Source organism: Pseudomonas sp. S2_A02 (assembly GCF_054668495.1).
In genome coordinates, this window is record NZ_CP162776.1 from 5,475,799 (window position 1) to 5,487,783 (window position 11,985).

Below are 11,985 nucleotides of genomic sequence, written 5' to 3' on the forward strand. Positions count from 1 at the left end.
AGGCAGGAATGGCATGCCAGTAAAACATCCCTCCAAAGTTGCGGTTTTGCTGGCTGCCTACAATGGCATGCAGTGGATCGAGGAGCAGTTGGCCTCGATCCTCGACCAGTCAGCTGTCGACGTAACCGTTTATATCAGTATCGACCCCTCCACTGACGGTACCGAAGTCTGGTGCGCGGCTTATGCCGCTCAGCATCCAAGCGTTATTGTGCTGCCTGCTGCTGGCACCTTTGGTGGTGCTTCACGCAACTTCTTCAGGTTGATCCGCGATATTGATCTTCATGGGTACGACTTTGTCGCCTTTGCCGATCAGGATGACGTATGGCATTTGGATAAGCTTCAGCGCGCGACCCAAACCATTCACGCCCGACATGTGGATGCGTACTCCAGCAACGTCACCGCTTTCTGGGCAGACGGTCGGACTCAGTTATTGGATAAAGCTCAACCTCAGGCTGCCTGGGACTTCCTGTTTGAAGCTGCTGGGCCAGGTTGCACATATGTAATGAGCCAAAAAATGATGGTGTCTTTAAAGGCATCCATCTTGGCTAATTGGGCTGACCTGCAGGGTGTCAGCTTGCACGACTGGTACTGCTACGCTTTTGCGCGAAGTCATGGCTTCAAGTGGTTCATCGATCCTCAGCCTTCCATGCAATATCGTCAGCATGAGCGAAATCAGGTTGGAGCCAACACCGGCATCAATCCTTTGATCGCGCGTTACAAGACGATCCATGACGGTTGGTGGTTTTCTCAAGTGCGGATAATCGCTTGCTTGGTCGGGCTGGGGGCTGATGCCTTCGTCCAGCAATGGTTGTCCTTGGGGCGTCGGCAATTGCTGAAACTATCACTGAGTGCCTGGAAATGTCGTCGGCGTACGCGAGATAAGGTGTTCTTCTTTTGTATTTGCTGCGCCACCGCGCTGATTGGGAAAAAAGCTAGATGAGTGGGCTTCAAGTTTTAGTAACGGGCGCTACCGGGTTTGTTGGCGAGGCCATAGTGTTTCGGCTGTTGCTCGACAGGGTGTTCACACCTGTCGCCGCGGTACGTGGCGAGACGCGATTGAGTGGTTTGTGCCGTGTTGTACCGTTCGACTTGAGTGACGAGCTAGCTCTACCGCCCTTGAGTAATATTGGGGTGATCATTCATTGCGCTGCTCGGGTACACGTCATGAATGACGCAGCGATAGATCCTCTTGCGCAATTTCGTAAGGTGAATGTGGAGGGAACTGCTCGTCTAGCTCGAAAGGCGGCGGAATCCGGTGTTAAGCGGTTCATTTATATCAGCTCGATCAAGGTCAACGGCGAGAGCACCGAGTCGGGTATACCGTTCAAGGCCGACGATCGGCCCGCCCCTGTCGATCCGTACGGTATATCGAAGCGAGAAGCTGAAGATGCGCTACGACAAATCAGCCGAGATACCGGTATGGAGGTTGTCATCATTCGACCGCCATTGGTGTACGGTCCCGGCGTGAAGGCCAATTTTCTAAATATGATGCGTTGGCTGGAGAGGGGAGTGCCTCTCCCGCTGGGTGCGCTAAATAATCGTCGTAGCTTGGTGGCGATTGGCAACCTAGTGGATTTAGCTGTCACGTGTATCACTCACCCCGCCGCAGCAAACCAAACTTTTCTGGTGAGTGATGGTGAGGACCTCTCCACGACGCAATTACTTCGTCGTATGGCTGATGCGCTGAAGGTGCGTACGCATTTGTGGCCTATACCAGAAGCGGGTTTGCGTTTTGGTGCATTGCTGCTGGGCAAGAAAGCAATGGCAGACCGGTTGTGCGGTTCGCTGCAGGTTGATATCGGGAAAACCTGTTCCATGCTGGATTGGTTTCCGCCAGTGGGCGTCGATAAGGCGCTTCAACTTACCGCTTCTCATTACCCTGTATGAAGAGTCGTTGAGCTCTGTCAGGTAGTGCCCTTCCACAAACGGTTGGACAAGAAAGAGGGCCGCTCATCCAAGTATTACTTATTGGCAGATTGCCACCCTTTTGCCAATGAGGAGCACTTGATACCCTACGCGACCCAGTACTGAGTACTGGTTACCACTTCACATTCGGATTTCATTTTCGTCTTTTTTCTTAGCTTGGGGTTACCCATAGCGATGATGTCACCGGGCTATCAAATAGCAATGGCTAGTCGGTATAATGGCAAATTTTGCGCGCTGGGAGTGGCTCATGAGACGAACTGAGACTAGTCCTGATGCTCGGGCGCATTTCTATGCTAGACGAACCAGCATGGTCATTATTTTATCTTTAATGCAATGGAGTGCTCGGTGGTAGCCCCTCTTCCGCAAAATGATTCAAGTTCTGTACGCGTTACCGTGTTGATGTGTACCTATAACGGTGAGCGCTTCCTGTCTCAACAGCTCGACTCGATCGCTCGTCAGAGCTATCCCAACTGGAATATTGTGGTATCCGATGATGGTTCAACGGACGCGACCCTGGAAATACTTCGCAATTACAGCGAATCCTGGGGTGAAGGGAAGCTGATTGTTCGCCAGGGCCCGAAGCGTGGCTTCGCCGCGAACTTTATGTCGGTCACTTGTGATAGCGCTGCTGAATCGGACTTCTATGCCTGGGCAGACCAAGACGATATCTGGCGGGACAACAAGCTGGAGACCGCCCTACAGCGGTTGGAAGGCCTGCCATCGGACATCCCGGCGCTTTATTGTGCTCGTACCGAATTGATCAGCGATAGCGGGGCTGTTACTGGCCACTCTCCATTGTTTCTACGTCCGACCAGTTTCGCCAATGCGCTGGTGCAGAGTATCGCTGGTGGGAATACCATGGTGTTCAATCGGGCGGCGCGCCAGATCTTTCAACAGGCGGGATCGCACCTCGGCATTGTTTCACACGATTGGTGGGCCTATTTGCTCGTTTCCGGAGTGGGCGGACAGGTGTTATATGATGTATCTCCCACCATTCACTATAGGCAGCATGAGGCCAACCTAATCGGCTCGAACTCAGGTGTGCGTGCACGGCTCATTCGGCTGCGCATGATGTTCAGCGGTCGCTTCCGTGGCTGGAGTCAACAAAATATCATGGCCCTGGATTCTATCCATTCTTTTCTTACTGAGGAAAATCGGTTGAAGTTGGAGCAATTCAAAAAAGCGCGTAGCTCGCATGGTTTGGCTCGCTTTGCTTTGCTCAGACGATCCGGGGTCTACCGGCAAACACATTGGGGTAACCTTGGTTTGGTTCTGGCTGCGGTATTTAATAAAATTTGATATGTATTTATGCCTGGATGGCTCTTTTGGGGATTTTTGTGGTCATTAAAGTGGTATTTAAACAAGAGAGTTTGCTGGTGAAGTTTATCTTCCTCGACTTCTTTAGGTGTGTTTCTGATGCTTAACTTTTCCACGTCGCCGAAAGAAATGTTTAGCAGTTTTTGGCGCAATAGAAGCTTGATAAGAGCTCTCGTGCAACGAGAGGTTGTCGGACGGTATCGTGGTTCTTTCATGGGGATTCTCTGGTCATTTTTTAATCCCGTTTTCATGTTGATTGTTTATACATTTGTGTTCAGTGTTGTTTTCAAAGCTCGTTGGAGTGGTGGCAGTGATTCGAAAACCGAGTTTGCCCTTATACTGTTTGCAGGCTTGATCGTTTTTAATCTGTTCGCTGAATGCTTTAATCGCAGTCCAACGCTTATTCTTTCCAATGCAAACTACGTTAAGAAAGTTGTTTTTCCCTTGGAAATCCTTCCTTGGATCACCGTGGGGTCTGCACTTTTTCATATGATTATTAGCCTGGCAGTCTGGATGCTGGCTTACCTTATATTGTTTGGCGCACCTCATATAACGGTGCTGCTGTTTCCGCTGATTATCCTGCCATTGCTCCTGTTGATCATGGGGTTGACATGGGCATTAGCGTCGCTCGGAGTATATTTGAGAGACGTCGCGCAGTTCATTGGTATTCTGACGACGGTGCTGATGTTCTTGTCTCCAATATTCTATCCGGCCAGTGCACTACCAGAAAAATATCAGCATTTGCTGATGCTGAATCCCCTGACTCCAGCCATTGAGTATGCTCGGGATGTCTTATTTTGGGGTAAGTTACCTGACTTCACTGTGTTGGGCTTCTACCTTGTTGGCTCTACATTGATAGCGTGGTTGGGGTTTGTATGGTTTCAGAAAACTAGAAAAGGATTTGCTGATGTCATCTGAAATTGCTATCAAAGTTCAGAATCTCAGCAAATGTTATGAGATTTATGACAAGCCGCGAGATAGATTGCTTCAAATGCTCAGTCGCGGAAAGAAAAAATATTGCCGTGAGTTTTGGGCGCTGCGCGATGTTTCGTTTGAAATACGCAAGGGCGAAACCGTTGGTATTGTTGGTCGCAATGGCAGTGGTAAGTCGACGTTACTGCAGATTCTATGCGGGACGCTAAACCCTACGAGTGGTACCGTTGAGACTCACGGTCGTATTGCTGCTCTACTTGAGTTGGGTTCGGGCTTCAATCCCGAGTTTACCGGGCGAGAGAATGTTTATTTAAATGCGTCTATCCTCGGATTAAGTAAAGAAGAAATTGACGAAAAATACGATGCGATTGTTGAGTTTGCGGATATCGGCGAATTTATTAATCAACCTGTAAAGACATATTCAAGCGGTATGTTAGTGCGCTTGGCTTTTTCCGTTCAGGCTCAAGTAGAACCCGATATTCTAATTGTCGATGAGGCGTTGGCTGTTGGTGATGCGAAGTTCCAGGCACGTTGCTTTGACCGACTTAAAAAACTCAAAGAAAATGGCACCAGCATTTTGTTGGTTACCCACTCCAGTGAGCAAATTGTGACGCACTGCGATCACGCATTCTTGCTTAACGATGGTTTACAACTGGAGGAGGGCGAACCACGGAGAGTGGTGAATCGTTATCTGGATCTGCTCTTTGGCAAAACCCAGAAATCCGCCGCTGTTGAAAGTGCAGAAGAAAGTGAGGAGTTGGCATCCTATAAGACACCTGAAAGTGGTGCGGATGTATTCGAAACTCACCCCAACTACAATCCGAATGAGTATAGATGGGGGGATCGGTCGGCAACGATCATAGACTTCCATTTGAGTGCGGCTGGCCTCGACTATCCTATAGCAGTGGATACCGGTACTCAGGTTAAGCTTTTAGTGTTCGTGAGATTTGACACTGACTTGGTTTGCCCGATTCTTGGGATGACTATCAAAACCAAGGAGGGCGTTACCGTTTATGGCGTAAATACCGAAAGTCTGGATTGTTTTGGATTTCGGTCTTGCGGCCAAAAAGGTGAAATCGTTGAAGCTGAGGTACTTATCTCTTGTGATTTGGCACCGGGCGATTACTTCATATCCTTAGGAATATCAACAAAGGACGGGGAAGAGGTTACTCCACGGGACCGTCGTTATGACTCGATCCACCTCCAGGTTCGTCCGACAGACAAATTCTTTGGGCTTGTAAATCTGGATTCCAGTATTCGTGCAAAGAAGGTTTCAAATTGAATATTTTATTGAAGCAAGCGGGCTATCAGTTTAATGAAGAACTCAAAATCTGGTCCCGACCGGATTATACGAGTATCAATTATAGTGATGGTGATAGCACCGAGCTGCGCATAAAATTCTTGATTGATCAGGCAAGCGACGTCAGCGTTTTTTCTGACGATTTGCGAAAGTCGTGCACGGATTGGCCATCGTTGTATTATCTTTCGAGTGCTCGTTCAAACTTGCTTCGAGTATTTGATGCTGACCTTTCCGGGGATATCCTTGAAATCGGTGCCGGTTGCGGTGCGATTACGCGCTATCTGGGCGAGCAGGGCGGGCAAGTACTGGCACTGGAAGGAAGTGCTCGTAGAGCAAGCATTGCTCGAGCTCGGACGCGGGATTTGGAGAATGTTTCTGTTCTGGCTGAATCGTTCGAAAATTTCAGTGTTAATAAAAAATTTGATGTCATCACACTGATAGGCGTATTTGAATATGCCAATTTGTTTGTCTCGGGTGATAACCCGGGTTCACAAATGCTTCAAAAGGTGCGCTCGTTGCTCAAACCAGATGGATTGTTGATTCTTGCAATCGAAAATCAGCTGGGCTTGAAATATTTTGCTGGCGCGCCTGAAGATCACGTGGCGTCACCTATGTATGGCGTTGAGGGTCGGTACAATAGCTCGACGCCTCAGACTTATGGAAAAAAGGCGCTGACGTCGCTACTTTCAGATGCCGGTTTTACATCAAGCGAATTCTTTGCTCCATTCCCTGATTACAAGTTGCCTGTATCGATTGTGACCGAAGAGGGTTTTAAAGAGCCTGGCTTCGATGCTTCTGCATTTGCGTGGCAAAGTGTTAAACGCGATCCACAGCTTCCTGAATTTTGCACATTTTCTCTTGAGTTGGCTTGGCCGCAGATTTTCAAGAATGGTCTGGGCATGGACATGTCCAACTCATTCCTGATCGGTGCTTCGCCAGTTTCCCGCAAGACCCTTGATAGTGAAATACTGGCATTTCATTACAGCAGCGACAGGCGTGCTGCGTACTGTAAGAGGTCAGAGTTCAAAAGGGATTCGCAGAACACAATTAATGTGCATTATAAAAAGCTCGCAAAATCGGAGAGCTTTTTAACAGCGGAAAAGCCAATCGTTGAGTTCAATCTTACAGAGACTGAACCTTACGTAAACGGCTATGTGCTGTCCACAAAGTTGATCGATATCATTAACGCCGAAGGTTGGACATATGCCTGCATCGGCGAATTTTTGAAAAAATATGTTGCGATATTGACTGAGATTTCGGGCGTCCCGTCGAACGACTCCGATCAACTTCCCGGCGCCATGATTGACGCGGTGCCGCAGAATATCGTCGTTGATAAGAATGGCAGGCCAGAACTAATAGACAAGGAATGGTCGTTGATCACAACCTTCCGTCTTGAATTCTTGCTCTTCCGGACCTTAGTACAATTGCTTGGTTCGATCAGCCGATTTAATCAAGGCGCCCAACCGGGACCTTTGACCAAGAAAGATTTTGTCTTCGCTGCGTGCGAAGCCGCCGGTTACCCAATTGATGACGAAGATATCAGAGAGTTTTTGTTGCTGGAATCCGCTATACAGAACGCCATCAATGGTCGCATACCAAGTGAGTTTTTAACTTGGGGCGAAGAGCAAAATATTGTTGAAGATAATTTGTTTTCGGCATTCAACAAGTCGCAAGCAGCGCTTGCGTCGTCGCTTGAATCACTTGAATCGACTGCTGCTGCTCTAAGTACTGCAGCGCTGGAGATTGAAACATTGTCGGCGAAACTTACGGCGAGCGAAGAGGCTTATAAGGGCATCATTAACTCTCATTCATGGCTCATAACCAAGCCTTTCCGGTTCCTGGTTCGTTCGCTGCGTAACCGTAAAGGTGTATTTCGAAGTAATCTTGAACTTTCCAAGCAAGCTGCGACGGCGTATCTGCGCGGCCAAGAGCAAAGAAAGGACGCGTCAGCGTCGGATGACTGTGTAGTGGAAGCGCCCATTGAACGTATCCGATCTATTAGCGTAATCCTGCCTATCTATAAAGATGTCGAGATGACGAAGCGATGCATTCTGGCCGCGATGCCGGGCATCACTTCATACGCCGATTCGAAGCTCATAGCTATCAATGATGCAAGTCCAGACGCTGGCATGGGGGATATGCTGCTTGAGTTGCAGCAGCAATGGCCCGATGTATTGACCGTACTTGAAAATGAAGTGAATCTGGGCTTCGTCAAGACCGTCAATCGTGGTATGCGCCATGCCTCCCAAGATGATGTTGTCTTTCTGAACAGCGATGTCATCGTTCCAGCTGACTGGTTGGTTCGATTGACATCTGAAGCTTACATTCGCGCAAATATAGGCACTGTTACTCCATTTTCCAATAACGCGACAATCTGTAGTTTTCCCGCATTCCTATTTGAAAACGAGGCTGCTTTTGGGTTGAGTGTTGAACAAATCGATGCTGTTTTTTCAGAGCCTCGACTGCCAAATATAAAAGCACCTACCGGTGTCGGGTTCTGCATGTATGTGCGCAGAGATTGCCTGGAGATCATCGGTCTTTTGAACGAGGAGAAGTTCGGCAGAGGCTATGGCGAGGAAAACGATTTGTGCCAGCGCGCCCTCAAGGCTGGCTGGCTGAACATCATTACACCGAACCTGTATGCCTTCCATGAAGGGGGCGTCAGCTTTTCATCATCCAAGCAGGCCTTGACCGAGCATGCTTTCAAAGCGATTGCGGAGCTTCACCCAGAGTACCATCTGGATATTCAGAAGTTCATTTTGGCTGATCCGTTAAAGTCAGTACGAGTCAATCGATTAGCCCTGCTCATCTCGGCTCTGGACCGACCCAAGGTTTTGCATATTTCTCATGAGGCAGGGGGTGGTGTCCAGCAACATCTTGATGAGCTGGCTGAGGCGATCGAACCGAATGTATGTTGCCTGTTTCTGGAGCCTCGCAGAGGCACTGCTGCAGTCACCTTACGTATGGGGGCGTTCCCTGGCGCGGACGAATTACTATTCCAATTGCCTGAAGAACACACTTTACTCGTGGAGTTTCTGCAAGGTTGTGGGGTCAAATTCGTTCACTTTCATCATTCGCTTGGCCTTAACGCGGGGTTGTTTGAACTGCCTGCCCAGTTGGGGGCCGAGTATGCGTTGACGGTTCATGACTATTACTGGGCATGTGGTAACCCGACGCTCACCAATGAGCAGGGAGTCTATCCGGGAGTCTATGCTGACGATATTTCCAATCCTGATTTCCCTTTGCCCGAGGGCATTTCAGCAATGGGCTGGCGCGATCAGTTGAGAGGGTTTATAGAAGGGGCGAAAATAGTCATTTTTCCGTCCGAATATACTCTGTCGATCTACAAGCATCTCTACGAACTGCGAAGCCCCGTTGTTGCGAGACACGTAGAGCAAAAGCGCACTATCGATACGGTAGTTTCTACTCTGCCGAAGAAGTTGCGCTACAACATGGGCGTTATTGGCGCGTTGGGAAAAGAAAAGGGCGCTGACTATTTGGAGCAAATCGCGGACGCAGCTGCAACGGTCAATGCACCGATTAATTTTAGGCTCATCGGGTTCGGTTATAGAGAGATAAACGGTGTACTCAGCACTGGGCGTTATGATTCAGCCGAGCTAAGTGATCTGATTGCAGATAATCATATTGATGTAATCTTTTTTCCGAGCCAGTGCCCAGAAACTTACAGTTATACTCTAAGTTATGCGCTGGAATCCGGGTTGCCCATTATCGCGCCAGATATTGGTGCTTTCCCGGAGCGTCTTTCTGGCCGGGAAAACACACTTATATATCAATACGGGATTGACCCTGAGGCACTCATTGCTGAGATTAGTGCCTTTGTGAAAAAAGCTTACGGCCGGGAAGAGCGTAGTAGCACCTCTGCTTGCCAATAGTTTAGTCGATCGGGTATTTTACAATTCTACCTATCCGGCTATATGCAGCACAGGGTTCATTGCCGAGCAAAGTAGAAACGTTATTTTTAAACTGCCGAAATTTTCAGCTCCGTCTACGACATTTGAGGCACCACTAACTACCAAAGAAATTATTCTTCTGGCGCTATGGACACTTTATCGTAATCCTCGTATGCAGCGTCTCAGCAATGCTGTGCCGTACTCCTTGAGGCAAAAGATTAAGAAAGTACTTACCAGGCGCCCATTGCATGAGATTGTGGATATACACAAGAGCTAAAGTTATGAAGTTGCCTTGTTGCTCGATAGTATCCGGCAATAAGGCAGCTTTTTAAGCTTGTTCGTGGGTGTATTTATGAATGCAATTAAATTTTTTGGGGTGCTGGCGCAATGAGTCTCAGTTGGCTTGTTCTGATTGCTTTTGCTGTTACCTTCATTCTGACCGCAGTGCTCCGACGGTATGCCGTTGCTAGAAGCTTGATAGATATTCCGAATGCTCGTAGTTCTCACTCGGTTCCCACTCCAAGAGGTGGAGGCTTGGCTATCGTTATCACTTTCCTTTCAGTATTGTGCCTATTATTTGCAATTAATCTGATTTCAGCGGGCAACTTTATAGCAGGGGCCGGAGCGGGCGCTTTGGTGGCGATTATCGGTTTCATGGATGATCATGGTCATATCGCCGCGCGTTGGCGTTTGCTTGGACATTTTTTCGCAGCAGTTTGGGCGCTGGCTTGGTTAGGTGGGCTTCCCCCGGTGAGTGCTTTCGGGCAGATAATCAACCTTGGCTGGATAGGGTTTGTAGTTGCGACCCTATATCTGGTTTGGATGCTTAATTTATACAACTTCATGGACGGTATTGATGGGATCGCTGGCGTCGAAGCTTTAACTTCGTGTCTGGGCGCTTGTGTATTGTACTGGCTCGGCGGTAATGCCGACCTGATCTGGTCGCCTCTGCTGCTTGCCGCGTGTGTCGGTGGTTTTCTGGTATGGAACTTTCCTCCTGCCAAAATCTTCATGGGTGATGCCGGCAGTGGATTTCTTGGTATTGTCCTAGGCATCCTGTCGCTTCAGATCGCTTTTATCTCATTCGATTACTTCTGGGGGTGGATGATTTTGCTCGGCGTTTTCGTTGTCGACGCGACCTTTACATTGTTCCGTCGATTGCTACGAGGCGAAAAGGTGTATGAGGCTCATCGCAGTCACGCTTATCAGTTCGCCTCTCGCCGCTATCGTAAACACTTGCCGGTAACAATTGCGGTCTGCCTGATCAACCTGTTCTGGTTACTGCCAGTGGCGGTCTGCGTCACGCGATACAAGTTGGACGGGCTGCTCGGGATTTTGTTGGCATACTCACCTCTGGTGTTGCTAGCGCTGAAGTATCATGCAGGAAAGTCCGAGGTGGAGTAATTGAGCCATGCGCGCCCCCTTTAGGGGCGACTTAAGGGGGGGCAATGTGGTATCCCCAATGTCTTATGGAGCTCAGCACCAACCTGACGTAAAAATTGGAATTCAAGCTGGAGCTTCTGAGCACTTGGGCCGTGCTTTCAGTATTTCTGATGCTACCGTAACAGGGTAAAAAAAAGCCTCGCAAGCGATCAAGGATCCGATTCTGGCATCTGGCTAGATGTCGAGCCCTATCATTGCATACTCATCATTCGATATGATGCCAATTTTTTGCTGAAGTGAGCCACGCACAATGGATACGCTTGAAAAATCTTACTCTGTAGCTGTCATTGGCACTGGCGTGATGGGTAAGGGAATCGTCCAGATCATGGCGCAGTCTGAACATGTCGTTTCTGTAGTATGGATAGGCAGAAATATTTCTAGCGTAGACAAGGCGCTTTCTTCACTGCACGATCATTGGGATCGGCAGGTAAAGAAAAATCGACTGTCTCCTTCTCAGCACCGTGAATACATCAGTAAAATAAATCCTTCTGAGAATTACAATTCGGTTAAGGGCTCTACGCTGGTGATAGAGGCAGTGGCAGAGTGTATGGAATCAAAAAGGGAGATTTTTAAAAAGCTCTCCGGCATTGCCTCCGAAAAGATGGTTTTGGCATCGAACACATCTTCTCTGTCGATTACAGAGTTAGGATCACTTTGTCCGTTTCCAGAGAACGTTGTAGGGTTGCACTTTTTTAATCCTGCTCCTGTGATGAAGTTAACCGAAATTATCGCGGGTCTTTCAACATCCAAAACTACCCTGGACTGGGCATTTGAGTTCGCAAAGTCCTTGGGCAAAGAGCCTGTGATGGTGAATGAAGCTCCTGGTTTCATTGTTAACAGAATGCTGATACCCATGATCAATGAGGCGATAGGCATATTGGCCGAGGGCGTTGCCACCGTCGAGGAGATAGACAAGGCCATGCGCTATGGAGCAAACCATCCAATAGGTCCCTTGGCGCTCGCTGATCTGATAGGTAACGATGTTAATCTTTCCATAATGGAAACCCTGCATAACGAGACTGGCGATCCGAAATATAGGGCCCATTCTTTGCTAAGAAAAATGGTAAGAGCAAACCATCTAGGAAGAAAAACTGGTCAGGGTTTTTATAAGTATTGAGGTTTCGATTAATTATAGTGTTGCTGCTTCAAGAAATA

At 48.4% G+C, this 11,985-nt stretch carries 8 protein-coding genes; all 8 read left to right on the forward strand.

All coding sequences use genetic code 11. From position 1 onward, the window contains the following. The first annotated feature begins 13 nt into the window (after positions 1 to 13). The 8 genes from AB4O41_RS25040 (at position 14) to AB4O41_RS25075 (ending at position 11,947) form a co-directional block, all read left to right on the forward strand. A complete protein-coding gene (locus tag AB4O41_RS25040) occupies positions 14 to 940 on the forward strand; it encodes a glycosyltransferase (RefSeq protein WP_460145085.1) in 927 nt (308 codons plus the stop codon). After that, positions 937 to 1,887, forward strand: coding sequence for a UDP-glucose 4-epimerase family protein (locus AB4O41_RS25045; protein WP_460145086.1), 951 nt, complete (start codon positions 937 to 939; stop codon positions 1,885 to 1,887). Before AB4O41_RS25040 ends, AB4O41_RS25045 begins: the two co-directional genes overlap by 4 nt. A 384-nt stretch (positions 1,888 to 2,271) precedes the next feature. Then, positions 2,272 to 3,225: a glycosyltransferase family 2 protein gene (locus AB4O41_RS25050; protein WP_460145087.1), complete on the forward strand. Its 954-nt coding sequence runs from the start codon at positions 2,272 to 2,274 to the stop codon at positions 3,223 to 3,225. Between the two features lie 117 nt (positions 3,226 to 3,342). Further along, complete coding sequence (locus AB4O41_RS25055; protein ID WP_460145088.1) at positions 3,343 to 4,161, forward strand: ABC transporter permease; 819 nt, start codon at positions 3,343 to 3,345, stop codon at positions 4,159 to 4,161. Continuing rightward, complete coding sequence (locus AB4O41_RS25060; RefSeq protein ID WP_460145089.1) at positions 4,151 to 5,458, forward strand: ABC transporter ATP-binding protein; 1,308 nt, start codon at positions 4,151 to 4,153, stop codon at positions 5,456 to 5,458. Before AB4O41_RS25055 ends, AB4O41_RS25060 begins: the two co-directional genes overlap by 11 nt. Continuing rightward, positions 5,455 to 9,369, forward strand: coding sequence for a glycosyltransferase (locus tag AB4O41_RS25065; protein ID WP_460145090.1), 3,915 nt, complete (start codon positions 5,455 to 5,457; stop codon positions 9,367 to 9,369). The genes AB4O41_RS25060 and AB4O41_RS25065 overlap by 4 nt, the downstream gene beginning before the upstream one ends. Before the next feature lie 405 nt (positions 9,370 to 9,774). Beyond that, positions 9,775 to 10,791, forward strand: a complete 1,017-nt coding sequence (locus AB4O41_RS25070; protein ID WP_460145091.1) for an MraY family glycosyltransferase — start codon at positions 9,775 to 9,777, stop codon at positions 10,789 to 10,791. 289 nt (positions 10,792 to 11,080) lie between these two features. Further along, entirely contained in the window at positions 11,081 to 11,947 is an 867-nt protein-coding gene (locus AB4O41_RS25075; RefSeq protein WP_460145092.1) for a 3-hydroxyacyl-CoA dehydrogenase family protein, read from the forward strand. The last annotated feature ends 38 nt before the right edge of the window (positions 11,948 to 11,985 follow it).

Excerpts from the sequence above, each read along its gene's own strand:
- AB4O41_RS25040 (WP_460145085.1), top strand. The coding sequence starts at position 14 with ATGCCAGTAAAACATCCCTCCAAAGTTGCGGTTTTGCTGGCTGCCTAC.
- AB4O41_RS25045 (WP_460145086.1), top strand. The coding sequence starts at position 937 with ATGAGTGGGCTTCAAGTTTTAGTAACGGGCGCTACCGGGTTTGTTGGC.
- AB4O41_RS25055 (WP_460145088.1), top strand. The coding sequence starts at position 3,343 with ATGCTTAACTTTTCCACGTCGCCGAAAGAAATGTTTAGCAGTTTTTGG.
- AB4O41_RS25060 (WP_460145089.1), top strand. The coding sequence starts at position 4,151 with ATGTCATCTGAAATTGCTATCAAAGTTCAGAATCTCAGCAAATGTTAT.
- AB4O41_RS25070 (WP_460145091.1), top strand. The coding sequence starts at position 9,775 with ATGAGTCTCAGTTGGCTTGTTCTGATTGCTTTTGCTGTTACCTTCATT.
- AB4O41_RS25075 (WP_460145092.1), top strand. The coding sequence starts at position 11,081 with ATGGATACGCTTGAAAAATCTTACTCTGTAGCTGTCATTGGCACTGGC.